The 20556-nt window shown below is 58.6% G+C and carries 20 protein-coding genes and 1 pseudogene; 9 read left to right on the plus strand and 12 right to left on the minus strand.

Going from position 1 to position 20556, the window contains the following annotated elements:
* The first annotated feature begins 221 nt into the window (after positions 1-221).
* On the plus strand, positions 222-1469 hold the full coding sequence (locus DBP26_RS00805) for a ribonucleotide-diphosphate reductase subunit beta (RefSeq protein ID WP_108235705.1): 1248 nt from the start codon (positions 222-224) through the stop codon (positions 1467-1469).
* 291 nt (positions 1470-1760) lie between these two features.
* Positions 1761-2294: pseudogene (locus DBP26_RS00810) on the plus strand (transposase).
* 650 nt (positions 2295-2944) lie between these two features.
* Here DBP26_RS00810 and DBP26_RS00825 read toward each other — a convergent pair.
* Positions 2945-3361 (minus strand): hypothetical protein, encoded by a 417-nt coding sequence (locus tag DBP26_RS00825; RefSeq protein WP_108235708.1) that lies wholly within the window; start codon positions 3359-3361, stop codon positions 2945-2947.
* Positions 3362-3872: 511 nt separating this feature from the next.
* Here DBP26_RS00825 and DBP26_RS00830 point away from each other — a divergent pair.
* The 3 genes from DBP26_RS00830 (at position 3873) to DBP26_RS00840 (ending at position 6112) form a co-directional block, all read left to right on the plus strand.
* On the plus strand, positions 3873-4847 hold the full coding sequence (locus DBP26_RS00830) for a restriction endonuclease (protein ID WP_256600414.1): 975 nt from the start codon (positions 3873-3875) through the stop codon (positions 4845-4847).
* Between the two features lie 126 nt (positions 4848-4973).
* A complete protein-coding gene (locus DBP26_RS26915) occupies positions 4974-5198 on the plus strand; it encodes a hypothetical protein (RefSeq protein ID WP_158541387.1) in 225 nt (74 codons plus the stop codon).
* 284 nt (positions 5199-5482) lie between these two features.
* Positions 5483-6112, plus strand: coding sequence for a polyribonucleotide nucleotidyltransferase (locus tag DBP26_RS00840; protein ID WP_108235711.1), 630 nt, complete (start codon positions 5483-5485; stop codon positions 6110-6112).
* 33 nt (positions 6113-6145) lie between these two features.
* Here the strand turns inward: DBP26_RS00840 and DBP26_RS00845 are convergent, their stop codons facing one another.
* From DBP26_RS00845 to DBP26_RS00880, 8 genes are all read right to left on the minus strand, one after another.
* Positions 6146-6781 (minus strand): LysE family translocator, encoded by a 636-nt coding sequence (locus tag DBP26_RS00845; RefSeq protein WP_108235712.1) that lies wholly within the window; start codon positions 6779-6781, stop codon positions 6146-6148.
* 191 nt (positions 6782-6972) lie between these two features.
* The gene (locus DBP26_RS00850) at positions 6973-7713 is read right to left on the minus strand and encodes a hypothetical protein (protein WP_108235713.1); all 741 of its coding nucleotides are present in this window, start codon (positions 7711-7713) and stop codon (positions 6973-6975) included.
* 292 nt (positions 7714-8005) lie between these two features.
* Positions 8006-8254, minus strand: a complete 249-nt coding sequence (locus tag DBP26_RS00855; RefSeq protein ID WP_108235714.1) for a LuxR C-terminal-related transcriptional regulator — start codon at positions 8252-8254, stop codon at positions 8006-8008.
* A gap of 518 nt (positions 8255-8772) precedes the next feature.
* Entirely contained in the window at positions 8773-10092 is a 1320-nt protein-coding gene (locus DBP26_RS00860) for an MFS transporter (protein ID WP_108235715.1), read from the minus strand.
* Positions 10093-10202: 110 nt separating this feature from the next.
* Positions 10203-10970, minus strand: a complete 768-nt coding sequence (locus DBP26_RS00865) for a helix-turn-helix transcriptional regulator (protein ID WP_108235716.1) — start codon at positions 10968-10970, stop codon at positions 10203-10205.
* Between the two features lie 111 nt (positions 10971-11081).
* Positions 11082-11567: a GNAT family N-acetyltransferase gene (locus tag DBP26_RS00870; protein WP_108235717.1), complete on the minus strand. Its 486-nt coding sequence runs from the start codon at positions 11565-11567 to the stop codon at positions 11082-11084.
* A 227-nt stretch (positions 11568-11794) separates the two neighbouring features.
* On the minus strand, positions 11795-13966 hold the full coding sequence (locus tag DBP26_RS00875; RefSeq protein ID WP_108235718.1) for a TonB-dependent siderophore receptor: 2172 nt from the start codon (positions 13964-13966) through the stop codon (positions 11795-11797).
* Between the two features lie 188 nt (positions 13967-14154).
* Positions 14155-15189 (minus strand): alpha/beta hydrolase, encoded by a 1035-nt coding sequence (locus DBP26_RS00880; protein WP_256600412.1) that lies wholly within the window; start codon positions 15187-15189, stop codon positions 14155-14157.
* 121 nt (positions 15190-15310) lie between these two features.
* Between DBP26_RS00880 and DBP26_RS00885 the strand changes: the two genes are divergently transcribed.
* The 3 genes from DBP26_RS00885 (at position 15311) to tsaA (ending at position 17271) form a co-directional block, all read left to right on the plus strand.
* On the plus strand, positions 15311-16021 hold the full coding sequence (locus tag DBP26_RS00885; RefSeq protein WP_108236033.1) for an rRNA pseudouridine synthase: 711 nt from the start codon (positions 15311-15313) through the stop codon (positions 16019-16021).
* Positions 16022-16088: 67 nt separating this feature from the next.
* The gene (locus tag DBP26_RS00890) at positions 16089-16550 is read left to right on the plus strand and encodes a DUF1456 family protein (protein WP_108235720.1); all 462 of its coding nucleotides are present in this window, start codon (positions 16089-16091) and stop codon (positions 16548-16550) included.
* Positions 16551-16566: 16 nt separating this feature from the next.
* Positions 16567-17271: a tRNA (N6-threonylcarbamoyladenosine(37)-N6)-methyltransferase TrmO gene (tsaA, locus tag DBP26_RS00895; protein WP_108235721.1), complete on the plus strand. Its 705-nt coding sequence runs from the start codon at positions 16567-16569 to the stop codon at positions 17269-17271.
* 251 nt (positions 17272-17522) lie between these two features.
* On the opposite strand, the gene fpr is transcribed toward tsaA, so the two are convergent.
* Positions 17523-18302 (minus strand): ferredoxin-NADP reductase, encoded by a 780-nt coding sequence (gene fpr, locus DBP26_RS00900; RefSeq protein ID WP_003184787.1) that lies wholly within the window; start codon positions 18300-18302, stop codon positions 17523-17525.
* A 122-nt stretch (positions 18303-18424) separates the two neighbouring features.
* On the opposite strand from fpr, the gene DBP26_RS00905 reads away from it, so the two are divergent.
* Positions 18425-19351 (plus strand): LysR family transcriptional regulator, encoded by a 927-nt coding sequence (locus DBP26_RS00905; protein ID WP_108235722.1) that lies wholly within the window; start codon positions 18425-18427, stop codon positions 19349-19351.
* Positions 19352-19424: 73 nt separating this feature from the next.
* Here the strand turns inward: DBP26_RS00905 and DBP26_RS00910 are convergent, their stop codons facing one another.
* The gene (locus DBP26_RS00910) at positions 19425-19793 is read right to left on the minus strand and encodes a diacylglycerol kinase (protein WP_108235723.1); all 369 of its coding nucleotides are present in this window, start codon (positions 19791-19793) and stop codon (positions 19425-19427) included.
* Between the two features lie 98 nt (positions 19794-19891).
* Positions 19892-20542, minus strand: a complete 651-nt coding sequence (gene erdR, locus DBP26_RS00915) for a response regulator transcription factor ErdR (protein ID WP_108236034.1) — start codon at positions 20540-20542, stop codon at positions 19892-19894.
* Positions 20543-20556 lie beyond the last annotated feature (14 nt).

Below are 20556 nucleotides of genomic sequence, written 5' to 3' on the forward strand. Positions count from 1 at the left end.
CTCACGTACAGACGTACGCTCTGGGTCCAAAAAACTCGGCGCCTAGCGGCCAATCGCTCAGACTCGCGCTCTTCATGCAGTGCCTGTCAGACAAAGCAAAATCAGGGGCACAGATCCCCAAGACTTCATGTTCTTTGCGTGCAACGCCTGATACGCAACCAACACTCAAGATCCATCAGGTCAGTCATGAGCACTGACCCTCACGCAGGAGACTCAACGTCATGCTGAGCTGGGACGAATTCGACAAAGAAGACGCCGCGGAACCCGTCAAAGGTGCCAACACAGGCCACGCCGCCGAAGCGGCCATGGACAAACTCGACAGCGCCGGTGGTGCCGCAGCCCTGGAAGCACGCGCCGTCAGCGCCAACGACTCCGCCGCCGTCGCCCGCGCCAAAGCCGCGCTGGACAAACTCGACATCGCCGAAGGTCTGGCCGAACTCGAAGGCTCCGCCGCCCGCGTTGCCGTCGACGAAAAGCGCATGATCAACTGCCGCGCCGACCTCAACCAACTCGTACCGTTCAAGTACGACTGGGCCTGGCAAAAATACCTCGACGGCTGCGCAAACCACTGGATGCCGCAAGAAGTCAACATGACCGCCGACATCGCCCTCTGGAAAAACCCGGAAGGCCTGACCGACGACGAACGCCGCATCGTCATGCGCAACTTGGGCTTCTTCTCCACCGCCGACTCGCTGGTCGCCAACAACCTCGCGCTGGCCGTGTACCGCCTGATCACCAACCCAGAATGCCGCCAGTACATCCTGCGCCAGGCCTTCGAGGAAGCGATCCACACCCACGCCTACCAGTACTGCATCGAGTCGCTGGGCATGGACGAAGGCGAAATCTTCAACATGTACCACGAGATCCCGTCGGTCGCGAAAAAGGCCGCCTGGGGCCTCAAATACACCCGCGCCATCTCCGACCCGGAATTCAACACCGGCACCGTCGAGACCGACAAAGAACTGCTGCGCAACCTGATCGCCTATTACTGCGTGCTGGAAGGCATCTTCTTCTACTGCGGCTTCACCCAGATCCTCTCCATGGGCCGCCGCAACAAAATGACCGGTGTCGCAGAACAGTTCCAATACATCCTGCGCGACGAATCCATGCACCTGAACTTCGGCATCGACGTGATCAACCAGATCAAAATCGAAAACCCGCACCTGTGGGACGCTGAGTTGAAGGAAGAAGCCTCGCAAATGATCCTGCAAGGCACCCAGTTGGAGATCGAATACGCCCGCGACACCATGCCCCGCGGCGTATTGGGCATGAACGCGGCGATGATGGAGGACTACCTCAAATTCATCGCCAACCGTCGCCTGTCGCAGATTGGCTTGAAGGAAGAGTACCCAGGGACCACCAACCCGTTCCCGTGGATGAGCGAGATCATGGACTTGAAGAAAGAGAAGAACTTTTTTGAGACGCGAGTGATTGAGTATCAGACCGGTGGGGCGTTGAGCTGGGATTGATTTGATCTTGCTTCGACGGTTTGAAATGAAAGGGGCTGCCAGCGAGGGTGGCCCTTTTCGTTTGCGATGAAGGAGCGGACGCAGAGCGTCAGAAGCTGCATTCCCACGCGGAGCGTGGTAACGATCATTACTGACAGTCCACTGATCGTTCCCACGTTCCGCGTGGGAATGCAGCCATAGACGCTCCGCGTCGCCTCACCGAAGCACCTCGATACGCTAATTCGCTCCCTAACCTGCAAAACCTCAAATAGCCTCAACGCTCCGCGCCCAGCCTCACATTAAGGAAGAGCCATGGCCCGAAGCCGCTATGCCCTCACCGAAGTCGACAAACCCCACTTTCTCACGTGCACCATCGTCGAATGGCTGCCCCTCTTCACCCGACCCACCCTCGTTGAAATCGTGCTGAACACGTGGCGGTATTAACAGGCTAACCAAGGCCTCAGGCTTTACGGCTACGTAGTCCTCGAAAACCACCTGCACTACCTCGCCCAATCCCCAGACCTCGCGAAATCAGTCGCCCGCTTCAAATCCTTCACAGCCCGACACATCCTCGACCATCTGGAAACTGCACACGCCGAAAGCACGCTCCAACGACTGCGCTTCGCCAAGCGCGCGCACAAGGTCGACCGTGTGTATCAGGTCTGGCAGGAAGGGACGCACGCGGAGTTGGTGTATAGCGAAAGCGTAATGAGGCAAAAGCTCGATTACATCCACCACAACCCTGTGAAGCGAGGGTATGTCGATCTCGGGGAGCACTGGAGGTATTCGAGTGCTAGAGATTATCAGGAGCAGGCGGGGCTTATTGAGGTGCAGCGGTGGTATTAGTGGACGCAGAGCGTCAGAGGCTGCGTTCCCACGCGGAGCGTGGGGACGATCAGAGTATATTAGCGATCTGCCGCTGGATTTGGCGAGTTGAGTCTGGTGCTACCAATAGTAGCCTTTGTATTTATCGCAGTTGAAGTACAGCTCCAGCCCGATACACCACGCTGCGACAAAGCCCCAAATGAACATTTCTTCCATATGTGAGTCGAGCGAATAGGTCGATATGGAGCCCACCGCTATGAGAGCAGCTCCCGTCCATTTGCGCGGACGTCGGCGTATGAGTTTGCAGTTGAGAACGCAATAGGCGACGCTGAATAGGATTGTAATCAGAAGAAAAAGCATCAGGATTCACCTTCTGCTTTTCTAGAGCGATCACGACCAAATAACAGCGCGAGCCCCGATGAGGTAAGCGCGACAAGGACCGTGAACTGGGCCTCGCTATAGTCTGAGAGCTTGAACAGCGCAAACGCCCCAATGCATATAAACACCAACCCCACGCACTTTCTCACCATGCAAGGCTTGAGCTTGAATACGAGTAGCCAGTGAACCGTCATACAGACCCCGAAAAGCATAGGGGCAGTCATTCAATCGTCACTCCACCCTGAGCCTCGATCAGGAGGGACATTGCCGAGGATTGGGCCCGATACCGCCATTTATTTGAGCTGCAGCGCGATAATGATGTCTCCGGCGTGACGTCTACTCAATACAGAGCCAACGCTGAATCCAGAAGCAAAGCCCGCCGCATCCTTCAATCCTGACCCCGCCGGAAACGCCATACGGCCTAGAGCAGTAGCCGCAAGAGTCAAAGATGCATTACTGTCGTTGAATAAGTCCGCCTGCTTTCGCGTAAGCGGATCAGAGACCGAGATGATCATTTCACACGGCCGATCCTGAGCAAGCATGCGGTCGTAGAGCGAAACCAATGGGTCGCGAATGGCCTGGTTGATTTTGCCGACATCGGAAACATTGAGGGATCTCAGCTGGTGTCGGTTTTCCCGCAAGACCACCACCCGAGTGGTTTGAAACCTCCGGTTAAAGCGACCGTAGTATTGGCTTCTTTCCTGTTCCATCAGACATGCCCCTGCCATGGTGAGGCGCCGGATTCTGAGCCAATTCTTAGGGCCCAGTCATGTGGTTAGGGCAGAATTAGACAGCCCTTACCTTCTATCCAGACATGTCCTACGCAGAGACGCCTACGACGCTGACAAGATGCGACGAGCAAGGCACAGATCCGCAACCCGAAGCGAAGCATGACACGACGTCGAACGGCTAGATGAAGCACGATGCTCTATCGAAGGACAGCATGAATAAGGGTGGAATGAGTCAGTGGCACCCAGAGCGTCAGGCACGTCAGGAAAATGGCTGCTCCGTAGTGTGTCGATGAATATTGCCACACGCTTCTACTATGGCATCATTGAGCCACCAAAGTATCTTTTCAGCGTACACTATGACGCCTTTCTCGAACCGATTAAGCAACGGTCTCACAGACGCTTCGTTCTGGCCTGACAGGGATCAGTAATACGCCAAACAACTCGATCACGCAGCATTGTCGCGAGCAAGCGCGCCTCTTGCGGTGCCTAGGTGCTCGTACTTCAATTTTTACAACAGGATGATGAGCGGACCACGGATATGGCCAGGAAAAATTCAGGTTTAGAAGCGCTCATTTCTCTCGTCAGCAAGTTGCCTTGGTGGATCAGCGCCCTCCTCTCGATGCTATTCGCGGTCTGGCTGCATTCGATCGCCAGCGCGCCCCTGCCGGCGACGTTCGATCCCCGACATGCCGAAGTGGCCATCGCGACGTCTGCGTTTCGCGGCATGGCAACGTTCGGGCAATTTTTCGTGCCGTTGGTGTTTGCTTGTGGCGCTGTAGCTTCGCTTTGGAACGCACACAAACGCCGAAAACTGCTGGACACCACAGCCGCTGCCAGCGGCAATGCGTTGCTGAGCCTCTCTTGGCGTGAGTTTGAGTTGTTGGTGGGCGAGGCGTTGCGGCGTCGGGGTTTCAAGGTGCAGGAGATCGGCGGACAAGGCCCGGACGGCGGCGTTGATCTGGTTGCTCGCAAGGACGGTGAGACCTATTTGGTGCAATGCAAGCATTGGCGTTCCGTTCAGGTGGGCGTGCCGGTGGTGCGTGAGTTATACGGTGCGATGGCGGCTGAAGGTGCTGTCGGCGGTTTTGTGGTGACGAGCGGGAAGTTCACCAAACAAGCGCAGGAATTTGCCTCGGGGCGCAATGTGCAGTTAGTGGATGGTGCCGAGCTAAAGCAGTGGATGGTACAGACGAGAAAGCCCGAACCGCGCCCCACTGTTGAGGTAATCGCCGAGCGTGTGGAGCCTGTTGATGTAACGCCAAAGGCGAGCGAACCCGTCATCCGACCACCCGCGACTGAGTCGCCCACCCTTGTGAAAGCACCGGCCTGCCCGTTTTGCCGCAAAACGATGGTGATAAAGACCGCGCGTACCGGTGCCAATGCTGGCGGAAACTTCTGGGGTTGCACTGAGTTTCCGAAGTGTCGAGGCATTCGCCCGATCTTCGCCCCTATAAAGACCATTTAATTCCCTTTCATTTGCATAACATTTTCGCTAATCAATATTTAACGGGGTTTCATTTGATTCGAGACCATTGACTTTTTACAGTGGCCTCACCAAATCGAACTTGCTCTCGCAAGAAGGTTGATTCAAATGTTCAAGACCCTCGGCATTATCAGCGCACTGGCTGTTTCTTCTTTAATGGCGTCGCCCATTGTTCTCGCGGAAGAGTCCCCCGCTTTCGTAGCGCGCAACGACGCGCTTCATGCAAACGTCGAGCGACGCGAGGAGGCTATGGCCGCACTCGCCAAAGGCCGGGACAACAGCCAGCAAGCATCCACCTCACCCCCTCAAGCGGAGAATGCAAACCACACTTGACCTGTATCAGGCCTCCAGCCTCTGTTGTTTCTGTCGTTGTTTCATCGTGGGGTTGCGTCTCTGCTCCTGATACAACCCTGCAAGCTCCCAACTTCAGCCGCTTCCTTAGCGGCTTTTTTTTGGCCTCCTAACAGGGTTCGCATACACGTCGGCGCAATGACACCAAGGGTTGGATGCGCCTGCACCGGATCTCTGGCAAGACCACCCTGGCTTCAACCTACCCCCAGCGTCCCCCTTAAGGCAGAATGCTCACCCATTTCGGAAGTCGCATTTGAGAGGTAGGCATGCCCTCGTTCACGTTGAGATCGGCCTTGACTTGTACCGCCCTGGCGTTGGCACTGGGCGTCCTGGGGGCGCAGGCGGCTACCGATACCAAGCACCCTGTCAAATCGACCAAAAGCACTCACACCGCTAAAAAAACCACCCCCGCAAAACCCAGCGGGCAGAAAGTCTCGATGCTCGGCGGCAAGTTCGTGTTATACCTGCCCAAAGACTATGTCAAAGGGCCGATGGAGGAGATTGACGACAAAGCCAAGGCGGCGGGCGTCACCGGCTCGCTGTACATGAACAGGCCCGCCAAGCGCGTGGTTATCATCACCGAAACGCCGTTGCCCGATGGCAAGACGGCGTCGTCGAACGATACGGAAACACTGGACACCATCATTGCTGAAACCCTTATCCAACAGCAGTCTAGCTATAAGGACTTCGCCAAACTTGGGGAAAAGAAGCTTGTCAGAAAACGCCTCGGCCTGCGTCAGTTGGATATTTCAGGCAGCGTCGACGGCGGCAAGGTCCTGAGCACGACCGTCGCCGCTGCATCAGGCACACGGACGGCAATGGTCAACGTCATCTCGCTGGCAAAAGACGCCAAGGCACACGGGGCGTTGGTCAAGGCGGTAACTGGAAGCAAGTGACGCCTGCTGCTTTTCAACGGTGGACGCAGCGCGCTATCTGCGCCCTTCCGCCGCCATGCGCACCGCAAACCCGAACAGTACGGTCCCCATGATCCAACGTTGAACATTGGCCCAGGTCGGCTTGGTGGTGAGAAATGCAGCGATGGACCCCGCAGCCAGCGCAACCATCGCATTGACAGTCAAGCTGACGCCAATCTGCGCGCTACCCAACACCAGAGATTGGCTGAGCACGCTGGTACCGTTCCCGACTGTGATGAACTGAGGCAGTAACGAGAGGTAGAGTACGGCAACCTTGGGGTTGAACAGATTGGTCAGCAGGCCCATCAGGAACAACTGACGGTTGCTGTCCTTCGGCAGGTCTCTGACCTGAAAGGGCGAACGACCACCCGGTCTGGCGGCTTGCCAGGCCAGGTACAGCAGATACAGCGCCCCCGCTGCACGCAGTGTGTCGTAAGCATAGGGGACGGCCATCACCAAGCCGGTGATGCCGAACGCGGCACACAGCATGTAGAAGAGAAAGCCAATGCCCACACCGCAAAGGGAGATCAAACCCGCCCTACGGCCTTGCGAGATGGAGCGCGAGATCACATAGATCATGTTCGGCCCAGGTGTCAGGACCATACCCAGCGAAATCAGGGAAAACGCGACTAGGTTAGAGAGTTCGGGCATTGGCGGTCCTACTCGGTATCGGCTGAAGTGGCTTACCCGGTGGCATTCCGGTACACAGATGCATTTCAGCCAAACGCTGCCCGCCCGTCCATAGACAGATTGCAGGTAAATCGACCACGACAGATGGGCAGCTCAGCCTCACGGTAAGGCGCTTGAACCGGCGGACAATGGGGCGCAGGGGGTCAGCACGCCTAGGGCATAGACGGCATTTTATGTGACTCCTGCCGAGGAGCCGCAGACGCCATGACCTGTTTCAGCAATTCCAAAGGCGACAGCTTTTCGAGCAATGTGGCGACGTCGTCCTCGAACATCCACTTGCCATTCACAGCCTCCTCGCGTTCCAGATGCGCCGCTTGGACCGCACGGTAGCCCACCGGAAAGATGCACTTTTCCAACGGTGTCAAACGATCATAGTGCTCAAGCAGGCCGCGGAAGACGATACGCCGTTCCGATACGCCGCGCGTGGTCGCAATCAGCTTGATGAAAAACGCCGAATCATACTCGCGAATGGCCTCATAGGCGGTGTAGCGCTCCACCAACGTGTACCCCGAATCCGCGCCGAATGCGATGCAGCACAATGCCTCTCTCGAAAACCCACCCAGGGGATTCGGGGTATCGACTCTGCGCTGGCTTTTGCCGAGAGCGAAAGCCAGCGCCCTTTCCGCGGCCTGCGCGCGCTCGGGACATTCGAGAGATTGCATGTCCTGAAGGCTCGGTGCTTGGCGCCCCATCCGTTCGATTTCAGTATCAAACGTGGCGAACAATCCTCGCGGCCCCATCCACCGTCGATGCAACTCGATGAGATTGGCGATGCCATACGACGCCTGCTCGTGCACCAGACTGTGAAAGCCCCCCGTGACCGGGTCTTCATCGACAGGGCAATGGGGCTCGACGCTCAGACGGGGATCGTGGAGCGGTTTACCGGTTGTCATCGTGTCTTTCCTTGTAGTTGGGTGAATCCTGAATAACGGCGCAGCATCAGGCGACCGAGGCACGCCTCGATCAATGACAGCCGGTTACCGTCCGGCCATGCGAATAACTCGACGACCCTCTTTTTGACCGGTGAGCTGTGCCGCTGCCCGACAGCACCCGTACGGACTTTAAGACCGCGTTTAAATGTCAGCAAAGCATCCGGCAGGCATGTCGACTTATACATACCCCTTTAAAAATATATTTAAGGTTTAAATACCCACATTATGCGCAAAGTACTTGCGAGACAATCCGTCAAATGTAGGGGTGTTCCAGTTTTTTCTTACGTGAGCCAGAAACGTGCAAGGCGATCAGCTGCGCGCGGTTCTTTACTTGGTTCTTCTTCAGTAATGCCGATACATGATCGCGAGCGGTGTAATCACTGATACCCAGTTGTTGGGCAATGTCCTTGTTGCTGTAGCCCAGCAGCACCAGTTTCAACACTTCAAACTCTCGCGGCGTGGTGCGCCCGGGACGCTTGCGCGTATGCTCTCGCTCTTGCATTGACGAGCCTCCATCGCTCCTGATGACCCTCCATGGTGTTAGGTGCCCGTCGGACCGAAAGGGTGTTGACGAGCACTTCTTTTCAGCGTTCAAACTCGCCGCTCACATTCTGATGTTCAGCCCGTCAGAACGCTGCAGCAGGTAACTATTCCTACACGTAAACAGAAAAACTTCTACGCTGGAATCACCCCTTTTATTGCAGACACGAATACGCCATACCGCGAATAACGATTTACGCAACACATGCGCGTGAAGTGATGGGTTCGTGTTTGGGGCGACGACGATAAACGCAGTGAATGCTAATTACAATCACTCGTTACAATTGATTGGTAATGAATAGCGAAGCGAACTGAACCCATCCAACCCTGGCAAAAAGCGACCACCCCCCCTGAAACAGCGCAAGTCGCGCGGCACAAAAAAGGAAATGGCTGACGGCGTATAAAGGTGTGGCCTGACCGAATATTTTTGCGTTACCAGGGCAGTCTCGCCCAGGGCGTCACTAAAGGACGCCCTGGCGATCAGTTCCCGCACCCGGCAGGCAATCCGTCGTCGACCTGCATCCGCTTACGCACGCCGAAGAACATTGCGGTCAGTAGACCCACGGCGCCCATGATCGCGCAGTAACCCACGCAAACCCATGGGCTCCATGGCATCAAGGCGATCAGCGCCAGCGGCGTGGTGCTGGCCCAGAGGGCATAGCTGACGTTATAGGTCAGCGAAATACCGGACACGCGGATGTTCGCAGGGAACAAACCGACCATCACCGAGGGCACCACGCCGACAATGCCGCAGGCCAGCCCCGCCACTGCGTACGCCAGCCCGACCGGGAGCCACTGGATCACCAGGCTGGCGTACAACAGGCCCACACCTAGCGGCAGTAGCACGCTATACAGTACGACGCCGCGCCAGGCCCCGATGCGGTCCACCAGCCGTCCCGCCATTACACACCCGATATTCAGGAATACGATGCCGACGCTGCTCAGGGCGAAGGTGTCACTGGGGCTCATGCCAAATCGCTGTTGCATCACCGTAGGGGTAATGACCACCAAGGTGACTACTGCTGATGTCAGCACGCAGGTCAGCAAGGCGGCCGGCAGCAGCGATTGACGGTGTCGGCGAAGCACGGCGCGCAACGGCAGTTCGATCGTCCCCTCCCGCTGGGCATGAAGGGCCATGAACACCGGCGTCTCGTTCAACCAGCGACGCAGCCATACGCCGACCACGCCAAAGACCCCGCCGAGGAGAAACGGAATGCGCCAGGCGTAATCGAGGATTTCCGCGTGGCTGAAGACCTTGGCCAACCAGGTCGCCGTCAAGGCGCCGATCAGATAGCCGAACGTCAAACCAGCCTGCAGCACGCCCAATGCGTAGCCACGATGGCCCTTTGGCGCATGCTCGGCGACGAAAACCCAAGCGCTTGGCACTTCGCCGCCGACCGCTGCGCCTTGCAGCACGCGCAGCCCCAGCAGCGCCAGCGGTGCCCAATACCCGATTTCAGCATAGGTGGGCATCAGGCCGATCAGCAGGCACGGCAAGGCCATCATCATGATGCTCAGGCTGAACATCCTTTTGCGACCCAGCCTGTCGGCGAAATGCGCCATGAGGATGCCGCCCAGCGGACGCGCCAAGTAGCCGGTGACGAATATTCCGAAGCTTTGTAAAAGTCGCAGCCACTCGGGCATGTCCGGAGGAAAGAACAGTTGGCTCAGGGTCAGCGCAAAAAACACGAAAATGATGAAATCGTAGATTTCCAGCGCCCCGCCCAGTGCCGCCAGGCCGAGGGTCTTGTAATCCCCGCGGCCGATCGGTTGTGGACGTGGTCGAAGAATGGCTGTCATGGACGACCCCATTTGGCAGATGAAAAAAGCCGCCAGGTGCGGCAAAGGCGCGCAGGATAGCAAAGCTGGCGCCATGCGGGCGGCTGACAGACAACCGGAGTCAGGTCATATCACAGGGCATATGTGCCGGGCGTGGCCCCGAACTGCGCGCTGAAGGCTGTGATGAAGGTGCTGACGCTGTCATAGCCCAGACGTTGCGCCACGCGGTTGACGCTATCGCCGTGGGCCAACAACTCCAACGCTCGCTTCATCCGCGCGACGATTCGCCATTGCACCAACGACATACCGGTTTCTGCCCGAAAATGCCGGGTCAGACCGCGCCGCGACATTCCCACGCGTCGTGCCCAGTCGTCGAGGCTGGTCTTGTCGGCCGGGTCCGCGACGATGGTCAGCGTCATGCCCACCAAATGGGGGCTGCTCGGCATGGGTAAAAACAGCGGCTGAGCGGGAGATATCTTCAATTCGTCGAACAGGACATCCAGCTGCCGGTTCTGGGGCGCAGAGAGTTCGCCAGGCTGCTCGCACCATTGCGCAATACGTTCCAGAAGCGCGCCGGACAGAGGCGTCATGTCGAACACCGTCGGGGTTGTCGGAAACAACGGGCACAGATCGGGACGCAGGTAGATCATGCAACCGGTAGCAGCATTATGGACGCGCGCTGCATGGGCCACCCCCGGGGGAATCCAGCCGATGCGCCGAGCAGGGACGACCCAACTGCCCGTATCCAGTTCAGCGGTGATTACACCCTGTCGAACAGCCCACAACTGCCCTTCGCGGTAACGGTGCAGCCGGTCATCGAGAGCCGACTGCGCAGGCCCTGTGATGAGCAAGGGCCTTCCATCCTCAAGGCGGCGTTGCAACGGGTACTGTGCTGGCATGGCCCGATTCCCCAGTCGAGTGGCCTGCCCACGTTAGCAAGCCAACGGTTGCCGATGCCAGCGTTGTTGACGCCACTGTTCGGCAAACGCGTCGCCAGCCACGAACCGCTGTCAGTGCAGAGACGTCGTCGACAATTCGCGCTCCATGTACAGGCTACGCAGAAAGATGCCACTGGGGTGTTCATAATGTTCGTCCCGTATCGCGACGAATCCCATCGCGCGATAAAAGTCGGCGGCATTCAACGAAGCGTAGAGGTGGAGCCGGGTGAAATGCTCCTCGGCGGCGATGCCCTCCAAGCCTTCCATCAAACGCCTGCCTATGCCCTTGCCCGCTTGCACAGGCTCGACGAACAGAGCGATCACCTCGCCCGTCTGTCGATCCAGAATACCGTAGCCCAGACGTTGCCCGTCTTCTTCGGCGATCAAGGCGCAGTGGGTAGCAAGCAAGCGTAGATAGGATTGCGGGGGCGGCGACTCGCTCCATGCCTCGATCTGTTCGGGCGAATAGTGACCGGCACACAACTGTCGCACTGCCCGCGTGCGCAGCGACCACAGATTGGGGATGTCAGAAACAGAGCCTGGTTTGAGTTGGATCATGTTGCGTTTCCGCCAGAAGCATCCGCACGAACACCTTTGTTCGTGCACGACCTATAAACGCCGACACGACAGAATGCGCCTTTCCACGCGTGGCCGGAAGGTGCGAAGCATGCTGCAGTCGGCAGGTGTGTGGCCCTGCTTTTCGTGAAATGCCCAAGAACGAATAAGCGCCTGGGCGAGCAGGCTCGCCTCACAACAGCTTGCACACGAGCACTGAAACGCGTCACTCAAAAGCTCACCGTCGCCGAAAGCCGCGCGGTGCGTGGCGCGCCGAGGAACAGGTAATCGTCGCCCAGGTATTCGCCGACGTCGCGCCAGTAGCGTTTATCGAACAGGTTGTCGACGGTCAGGCGAAATACGGTGTCGTAGCCGTCGATGCGAGTGGTGTAACGACTGCCTGCATTGAACACCGTGTAGTCATCGACTTTGACCGAACCTTCGCGGTTGGCGTATTTGCTGGCGCTGTATTGCATGCCGCCCAGTAACGCCAAACCTGGAATCGGCAGGCTGTAGTCCGCCGACAGGCTGCCGCGGTATTTGGGCACATTGATCGCTTGATGGTCTTCATAAGCTGCGGTGCCACTGTTTTCCACCCGCGCCTTGATCGCTGCGACGCTGGCAGCGATCTGCAACTGCGAGGTGAGCCAACCGTTGGCGCTGAGCTCCAGCCCGGTGTTCTTTTGCTGACCTTGCTGCACGAAGGTGAGGGAACCGTAATCACCCGGCTTCGAATATTGATAAGCCTGTCGGGTTTTAAACAGCGCAGCGGTAAAGCTCATGCGGCGCCAGTCGTATTTGACGCCTGCCTCCAACTGGCGGGAAAGCGTCGGCGCGAGAATTTCAGTGGCGTTGGTATCGAATACCGATGCCGTGCCCCCTTGAGAAATCCCTTTGCTGTATTGGGTGTACAGCGAAAGGTCGTCCACCGGTTTGTAGATCAGCGCCGCTTGGGGGAGAAAAATGGAACGCTCGGTGTGGCGATTGCCACTGCCATCTTCGTTGTAGGCTTTTTCATCAAGGCGCACCTGCCGGCCGCCGAGCACGGTCTGCCAGTGCTCGTCGAAGCGAATGCTGTCAGTGAGGAACAGCCCGTATTGGCGGCTGTCCAGACGCCTTTCGGTATGCCCTGCCGGACGCTCCGACGGTGCAAACGTCGGCGGCGGTTGCCCGATGTTCCCCGATCCAACGTACTCGCTGAAATAAGGCCGGGTATCAACGGTTCTACGCCAGGCACTGGTACCGAACGTCACCTCGTGCTCAAGCCCACCGGTCTTGAAGAGGCCGGTCATCGTGGCTTCGACTTCATCGTTGCGACGGGTGTCGTCGGGGCTGCGGAAGTCGTAGATGTCGTAACCGCCGTCCGTGTTGAAATGCCCGGTAACCGGTGTGGCCGGGCAATCTGACTGGTAGTAACACCCATAGGCGAAGGCACTGTAATCATCGATCACCACACGGCTGCGCGAGGCGCTGAGGCTGGCCTTCCAGTCATCGCTGAACCGGTATTCGTAACGACCGCTCAGGTTGAGCGAGTCGATCCCCACCGGATTCGACCAACGTTGATACCCCAGCAGCTTTCGCGGTGAGGCGTCGTGAGGCAGCTCCGTACCGCCGATCAGTTGATAGCCGGGTACCGAACGCTGTTCCTTGGCCTGGTACTCGACATCCAACTGCAAGGTAGACCGATCGTCGATGTTCCAGTCGAAGGCCAGGGAGGCGAAGTCTCGCTGACCATCGGCGTGCTCGACGTAGGAGCGGATATCCTCGTGGGCGACATTGGCGCGCAGGCCGAACTGCTTTTCGCTGCCGAACCAGCCGCCGACATCGGTGGCGATGTAGCGTTCTCCGTGCTCGTTGGTGGAGACCGTCACCGAGCGCACGTCTTGCGGTCGCTTGGTTTTGTAATTGACCACCCCTGCGGGTTCCGAAACGCCACTCTGCAAGCCGGACAGTCCCTTGAGGAGTTCGACCTGTTCCTTGTTCTCCAGCGCGACGTTCTGCTCGCCGGTGATGCTGCGGCCATTGATCCGGTAACTGTTGGCGGCGTTGAGGGAAAAACCCCGCACGACAAAGTTTTCGTAATAGCCCACCGGGGCGTAGCTATCCCCCACCGAGGCGTCGTTGCGCAGGACCTCGCTGAGCAGCTTTGCCTGCTGATCCTTCAGGCGAGCTTCGCCGAATACGGAAATCGAAGCGGGCGTGTCACGCAACGGCTGCTCATTGAAGCCACCGACCGAGGCACTGTCCGCCTGATAAACCGACAACGCATCGCCTGAGACCTCCACCGCATCCAGCGTCAACGGTTCCGCTTCCTGAGCGGCGAGCCATGGCGAAGCGAAAGCCATGCTCAACGGCAGCAGACGGCGAGACAGGCCGCTTGCCGGTCGGATCGAAGTGGTCATCGACAGTGACGCTCCAGAGAGGATTTCGTGGGCGCACTTTGTACGTTCTGCACAGTTTTTTTACAACTGCGCCCTGCCCTCCCTGTGCGTATGAAAACGCTCGACACTCAGTCGTCCGCATGTCGCCACTCGACGCATATTCTGTCAGCCGCTCGATGCGGAAGAGGCTCCGCGCTGTCCTGACCGCGTTAGCGTTCGAGGCTTTCGAGCAAGACGCGATTGAACTGCTGCGGGTCCTGAATCTGCGGCGCATGGCCCAGCCCCGCAAATTCGATGAGGGTCGCCTGAGGTATGCGCCGGGCAACGGCCTTTCCGAGTTCCGGATAATTGCCCAAGGTCTTGCGAAGTGTTTCAGGAGCCGCGTCCTTGGCGATGGCAGTGTTGTCTTTCTGACCGATGAACAGCACGGTCGGCATCTTCAGCTTCTCGAAGTCATAGAACACAGGCTGATTGAAGATCATGCCGTAGGTCTGCGCCGATGCGCGGGCCACTTCTTCCTTGCCCGTGCCGTTGAACATGCCCGCCTGCATGTCGACCCAATGATCGAATTCCGGGCGCCACTCGTTGGCGTAGTACGTCGATTGCTGATACTTGCGAATGCTCTGGGCACTGGTCTTCAACTCGCGTGCGTACCACTCCTCGAAGCTGCGGTCCGGAACGCCCTTGGCCTTCCAGTCTTCAAGGCCGATGGGGTTGACGAGCAGCAACTGGTCGACCTTGTCCGGGTACATCAGGGCAAACCGAGTGGCCAGCATGCCGCCCATGGAATGACCGATCACCGTCACATGATCAATACCCAGATGGGTCAGCAGCGCCTCGGTATTTTGCGCCAGTTGTTCGAAGGTGTACGAGTAATCGGCAGGCTTGCTGGAGCGGCAGAAGCCGATCTGGTCCGGCGCTACGACGCGGTATCCCGCCGCCGTCAGCGCCTTGATGCTGCCCTCCCATGTGGCCCCGCAGAAATTCTTGCCATGCAGCATCACCACGCTGCGACCGTTCGGCGCGCCGCTGGGCTTGATGTCCATGTAGCCCATCTGCACAGGCTTGCCCTGGGATTCGAAGCTGAAATTCTGCGCCGGGAACGGGTATTGAAAGCCTTCCAGTTGCGGCCCGTAGGACGGCGTCTGAGCCGCCAGTAAAGGCAGGCTGACGCTCATCAGCAATGCGGGTAGCCATTTGGTCATGTGAATGCTCCAGACAAGGTAGGAATCAAGAGCAGACATGAGTCGCCCCTGGAAAATCCCTCGAATGGAGGCCCATCGGCCGGTCATTTTCAATGTTGCCGCGATTAACGGTGGATGCATGGGTACAATAGGCACCTTTTCCTTCCCCACGGCTTTTCTCATGACTGACCCCGTTCGCCTTTCCAAACGCCTCATCGAACTCGTCGGCTGCTCCCGCCGCGAGGCCGAGCTGTTCATCGAGGGGGGTTGGGTCACCGTGGATGGCGTTGTGATCGACGAGCCGCAGTTCAAAGTCGATAAACAAGCCGTTGCGCTGATGCCCGGCGCACGTGCCGAAAAACCGGAGGCGGTGACCCTCCTACTTAACGTGCCTGCCGGCATGAGCGCTGAAGCGGCCCTGCAGCTTGTTTCCCCGGCCTCTCTTTCGGCGGAGCACAGCGTTGGCACGCGCCCGCTCAAGGGCCACTTCCTCAGGCAGGAAGCGATTTCGACCCTCCAGGCCAACGCCAGCGGGCTGATGGTGTTCAGCCAGGACTGGAAAGTTCTGCGCAAGCTCACCGACGACCGCAGCAAGATCGAACAGGAATATGTCGTGGAGGTCGACGGCCAGATGGCGCCTCATGGTCTCAATCGCCTGAACCACGGCCTGATGCATAAGGGCAAGGAATTGCCTAAAGTCAAAGCCAGTTGGCAGAACGAGACGCGCCTGCGCTTCGCCATGAAGAATCCACAGCCCGGCGTCATCGCCCAGCTTTGCGAAGCGGTGGGGCTCAAGATCCTCTCCATGCGGCGGATTCGGGTCGGCGGCGTGTCCATCGGCAAAGTGCCCGAGGGACAATGGCGCTATATGACCGACAAGGAAAAGTTTTAACCCCCCGCTTTGGGCACGGCGCACTGGGTTGCGCGTGCTTGCACCGATTGATCAGGACACATGCATCATGATGAACAACGACGTACTGCGCAGCATTCGCTATACGCTGGATATCAGCGATGGCAAGTTGGCGGACATCATCCGACTCGGCGGCCTTGAAACCACCAAGGCACAGGTCATCGCCTACACGAAAAAGGAAGAAGAGGACGGCTTCGAGCCGTGCAGCGACGAAGTCCTGGCGTACTTCCTCGACGGGCTGGTGTTCTTCAAGCGGGGCAAGGATGAAACCCGTCCCTCGCTGTCGATCGAGCTGCCCATGACCAACAACATCATCCTCAAGAAACTGCGGGTGGCGTTCGAGCTCAAGGAAGAAGACTTGCTCGCCATCCTTCAGGCGTCCGATTTTCCCATCTCCAAACCCGAGCTCAGCGCGTTGTTCCGCAAACCGGGCCACAACAATTACCGCCCTTGCGGCGAACAATTGCTGCGCAACTTCCTGCGTGGCCTGACCCTGCGCATTCGCGGTTGAATCTTTCGGCCTTGAGATGAACCAGACCTACAGCGTCTCACCCATTGGTTTCGTCCGCTCCTGCTTCAAGGAAAAGTTCGCCATCCCCCGCCAACCGAGCCTGGCACCGGCGGCCCGCGGCGTTCTTGAACTGGTGGCGCCTTTCGATCAAGGCGAGGCGGTGCAAGGGCTGGAACATGTCAGCCATGTCTGGTTGCTGTTCCTGTTCCACGAAGCGCTGGAGGCCACCCCTCGCCTCAAGGTGCGCCCTCCGCGCCTGGGCGGGAATCAGGCCATGGGGGTGTTCGCCACCCGCGCCACCCACCGGCCCAACGGGATCGGCCAATCCGTGGTCAAGCTGGAGAGGGTCGAGGCCGATCGCCTGTGGCTGTCGGGGATCGACTTACTGGACGGCACCCCCGTGCTGGACGTCAAACCTTATGTGCCCTACGCCGACATCATTCCCGAGGCACGCAATGACATGGCGGCGGCGGCGCCTGAACTCATTCCGGTCGCATGGGGCGACGCCGCTCTGCAACAGGCGCGGGACCATGCGTTGCGCTTGAACGAGCCGTTGGTCGAACTGATCGAACAGTGCCTTGCCCAGGACCCCCGGCCCGCCTATCAGCAACCCGCACCCGATCGACGCTATGGGGCACGGTTCTGGGATGTGGATGTGCGCTGGCATTATCCGCAAGCCGGGCAAATCAGGGTGCTTGAGGTGGTTCTCTCCGAAAGCTAGACCGGCACAGAGCTTTGGCTTCCTCCAATGGTCTCAGCCGGTTCGCTGAAGCCAGGCGCGCGACCCTTTCTCCGCCGACAAAAAAACCGCCTGGTCCGTGACCTCCAGGCGGTTTTTTTCAGACCTCGGAAAACCGGTGCCTGTACTGACTCGATCGCGGGCAACCAGCCCGCGCATTCACTGAGCGAGGCGGTCGTCCACGACGGGGTCGGATTCGAAGCCTGCTCTTGCCGGCAGGCAGGCAGGGGGGATTACTTCTCGACGAACGCGCGCTCGATCAGGTAATCACCCGGCTCGCGCATACGGGGCGAAACGGTCAGACCGAAGCTGTTCAGCACTTCGCTGGTTTCGTCGAGCATGCTCGGGCTGCCGCAGAGCATGGCGCGGTCATCCTGAGGGTTGATCGGCGGCAGCCCGATGTCGCGGAACAACTTTCCGCTGCGCATCAGGTCCGTCAGACGGCCTTCGTTTTCGAACGGCTCGCGAGTGACGGTCGGGTAGTAGATCAGCTTGTCCCGCAGGGCTTCGCCGAAGAATTCGTTCTGCGGCAGGTGTTCGGTGATGAATTCGCGATACGCGACCTCATTCACGTACCGCACGCCGTGGCACAGGATGACCTTTTCGAAACGCTCATAGGTTTCCGGGTCCTGGATGACACTCATGAAGGGGGCCAGGCCCGTGCCAGTGCTCAGCAGATACAGGTGCTTGCCAGGCTTGAGGTCGTCCAGCACCAGGGTGCCGGTCGGCTTTTTGCTGATGATGATCTCGTCGCCTTCCTTGAGGTGTTGCAGCTGGGACGTCAGCGGGCCATCCGGCACCTTGATGCTGAAGAACTCCAGGTGCTCTTCCCAGTTCGGGCTGGCGATGGAATAGGCACGCATGAGCGGGCGCCCGTTTGGCTGCTGCAGACCGATCATGACGAACTGACCGTTCTCGAAACGCAGGCCTGGATCACGGGTGCACTTGAAACTGAAGAGTGTGTCGTTCCAGTGATGAACGCTGAGGACACGCTCGTGATTCATGTTGCTCATGGTACGTGGGAACTCCTGAAAATTTGCATGCGCCAGTGAAAGCGCCATTGCGCGACATTCTAGTGGCAGACACAATATCTGTTAACTGAATTATCAAGATATGGGTTATCGGTTATATAGATATGCGATTTACTCTCCGCCAGTTGCAGGTTTTCGTCGCCGTCGCCCAGCAGGAAAGCGTTTCCAGGGCAGCCGTGCAGCTGTCTTTGTCGCAATCGGCGGCCAGCACGTCATTGACCGAACTCGAGCGGCAATCCAGCTGCCAACTGTTCGATCGTGCGGGTAAACGGCTAAGCCTGAACGCCACCGGCCGCCAGCTGTTGCCGCAGGCCGTTGCCCTTCTCGATCAGGCCAAGGAAATCGAAGACCTGCTCAATGGCAAGTCAGGATTCGGCTCGCTGGCCGTGGGCGCTACGCTGACCATCGGCAACTACCTGGCGACCTTGCTGATTGGCAACTTCATGCAGCGCCATCCCGAAAGCCATGTGAAGTTACATGTGCAAAACACGGCCAACATCGTTCAGCAGGTGGCGCACTACGAGATCGACCTGGGGTTGATCGAGGGCGACTGCGGCCACCCCGACATCGAAGTGCAGACTTGGGTCGAGGACGAGCTGGTCGTGTTCTGCGCGCCCCAGCATCCGCTCGCCAAGCGTGGCCAGGCCACATTGCAGGAGCTGACCCACGAGGCGTGGATTCTCAGGGAACAGGGATCCGGCACGCGACTGACCTTCGACCAGGCGATGCGGCACCATCTCAACAGCCTGAACGTGCGCCTGGAGCTGGAGCACACCGAAGCGATCAAACGCGCGGTGGAGTCGGGTCTGGGGATTGGCTGCATTTCCCGGCTGGCGTTGCGCGATGCCTTTCGCCGAGGGAGCCTGGTGGCCGTGGAAACGCCGGAGCTGGACCTGACGCGGCAGTTTTACTTCATCTGGCACAAGCAGAAGTACCAGACCAACGCCATTCGCGAATTTCTCGAACTGTGCCGGTCATTGACGGCAGGTGTGCGCCGCAGCGACGAGATCGTGCTGCCGAGCATTGCCTGACGTCAAGCGCACCCGGGTTCGCATCGAGCGTGCCTACTCAACCGCCATAGGGCAGCGCATTCCGCACCGAGCCTTACCCCAACAGAATCAGTGCCCAGACCACTGCAATCATGCTCAGCGCCACGAATTGGGCAGCGCTGCCCATGTCCTTGGCATTCTTGGACAGCGGGTGCCGGTCGAGGGAGATCCGGTCGATCGCCGCTTCAATCGCCGAATTCAGCAACTCCACGATCAACGCCAGCAGACAAACAGCGACCAGGATCGCCCGCTCTGCGCGGCTGACGTGGAACAGAAACGACACGGGAATCAGGATGACGTTGAGGAGGACCAATTGACGAAAAGCCGCCTCGCCTTGGAAGGCCGCCTTCAAACCGTCGAGTGAATAGCCGGAAGCGTTAAGGATACGTTTGAGGCCGGTCTGGCCCTTGAAAGGCGACGTCATAAAGAAACTACTGAAAAATGAAAGGGGTGGAGGCTAGTGCAACAGCGGTCAAAAAAGTGTGAAGAGCCGCCGATGTAAGCCCGGAAAATGCGCCGGGCTCAGCCAGTCGGCGAAATCGACTCAAGCTGCTGCAGCAACAGCGCAGCCTGCGTTCGGGTGCGCACGTTGAGTTTACGGAAGATCGCCGTCACATGGGCCTTGATCGTGGCTTCCGAGACATTCAGTTCGTATGCAATCTGTTTGTTGAGCAGGCCTTCACAGACCATGGTCAGAACGCGGAACTGCTGAGGCGTAAGGCTCGCCAGGCCTTCGCTGGCCGCCTTGGCCTCGGCCGACACGCTGATACGCTCATTGACCTGCGCCGGCCACCACACATCCCCGTTCAAGACCTTGCGCACCGCCTCCTGAATGGTTTCCAGCGAGCTGGACTTCGGGATGAAGCCACTGGCGCCGAACTCGCGAGATTTGACCACCACCGACGCCTCTTCCTGCGCCGACACCATCATGACCGGGACCTGAGGGTATTGACCGCGCAGCAACACCAATCCCGAAAAACCGTAGGCTCCCGGCATGTTGAGATCCAGAAGGACCAGATCCCAGTCCGACTTCTGCGTCAGCCGGTCTTCCAGATCGGCAATGCTCTCGGCCTCGGCCAGGCGGACATCGGGTCCCAGGCCCAGGCTCAAAGCCTGACGCAACGCGCCACGAAAAAGGGGATGGTCATCGGCGATCAGGATTTCGTAGGTCATGTCATGATCCTGTT

The sequence above is a fragment of the Pseudomonas sp. RIT409 genome, from assembly GCF_003052515.2.
Lineage (GTDB): Bacteria > Pseudomonadota > Gammaproteobacteria > Pseudomonadales > Pseudomonadaceae > Aquipseudomonas.

What these genes read in the sequence shown, in the direction of transcription:
- DBP26_RS00805 (WP_108235705.1), top strand. Translation starts at nt 222, where the DNA reads ATGCTGAGCTGGGACGAATTCGACAAAGAAGACGCCGCGGAACCCGTC.
- DBP26_RS00825 (WP_108235708.1), bottom strand. Translation starts at nt 3,361, where the DNA reads ATGGAACAGGAAAGAAGCCAATACTACGGTCGCTTTAACCGGAGGTTT.
- DBP26_RS26915 (WP_158541387.1), top strand. Translation starts at nt 4,974, where the DNA reads ATGTTCAAGACCCTCGGCATTATCAGCGCACTGGCTGTTTCTTCTTTA.
- DBP26_RS00840 (WP_108235711.1), top strand. Translation starts at nt 5,483, where the DNA reads ATGCCCTCGTTCACGTTGAGATCGGCCTTGACTTGTACCGCCCTGGCG.
- DBP26_RS00845 (WP_108235712.1), bottom strand. Translation starts at nt 6,781, where the DNA reads ATGCCCGAACTCTCTAACCTAGTCGCGTTTTCCCTGATTTCGCTGGGT.
- DBP26_RS00850 (WP_108235713.1), bottom strand. Translation starts at nt 7,713, where the DNA reads ATGACAACCGGTAAACCGCTCCACGATCCCCGTCTGAGCGTCGAGCCC.
- DBP26_RS00855 (WP_108235714.1), bottom strand. Translation starts at nt 8,254, where the DNA reads ATGCAAGAGCGAGAGCATACGCGCAAGCGTCCCGGGCGCACCACGCCG.
- DBP26_RS00860 (WP_108235715.1), bottom strand. Translation starts at nt 10,092, where the DNA reads ATGACAGCCATTCTTCGACCACGTCCACAACCGATCGGCCGCGGGGAT.
- DBP26_RS00865 (WP_108235716.1), bottom strand. Translation starts at nt 10,970, where the DNA reads ATGCCAGCACAGTACCCGTTGCAACGCCGCCTTGAGGATGGAAGGCCC.
- DBP26_RS00870 (WP_108235717.1), bottom strand. Translation starts at nt 11,567, where the DNA reads ATGATCCAACTCAAACCAGGCTCTGTTTCTGACATCCCCAATCTGTGG.
- DBP26_RS00875 (WP_108235718.1), bottom strand. Translation starts at nt 13,966, where the DNA reads ATGACCACTTCGATCCGACCGGCAAGCGGCCTGTCTCGCCGTCTGCTG.
- DBP26_RS00880 (WP_256600412.1), bottom strand. Translation starts at nt 15,189, where the DNA reads ATGTCTGCTCTTGATTCCTACCTTGTCTGGAGCATTCACATGACCAAA.
- DBP26_RS00885 (WP_108236033.1), top strand. Translation starts at nt 15,311, where the DNA reads ATGACTGACCCCGTTCGCCTTTCCAAACGCCTCATCGAACTCGTCGGC.
- DBP26_RS00890 (WP_108235720.1), top strand. Translation starts at nt 16,089, where the DNA reads ATGATGAACAACGACGTACTGCGCAGCATTCGCTATACGCTGGATATC.
- tsaA (WP_108235721.1), top strand. Translation starts at nt 16,567, where the DNA reads ATGAACCAGACCTACAGCGTCTCACCCATTGGTTTCGTCCGCTCCTGC.
- fpr (WP_003184787.1), bottom strand. Translation starts at nt 18,302, where the DNA reads ATGAGCAACATGAATCACGAGCGTGTCCTCAGCGTTCATCACTGGAAC.
- DBP26_RS00905 (WP_108235722.1), top strand. Translation starts at nt 18,425, where the DNA reads ATGCGATTTACTCTCCGCCAGTTGCAGGTTTTCGTCGCCGTCGCCCAG.
- DBP26_RS00910 (WP_108235723.1), bottom strand. Translation starts at nt 19,793, where the DNA reads ATGACGTCGCCTTTCAAGGGCCAGACCGGCCTCAAACGTATCCTTAAC.
- erdR (WP_108236034.1), bottom strand. Translation starts at nt 20,542, where the DNA reads ATGACCTACGAAATCCTGATCGCCGATGACCATCCCCTTTTTCGTGGC.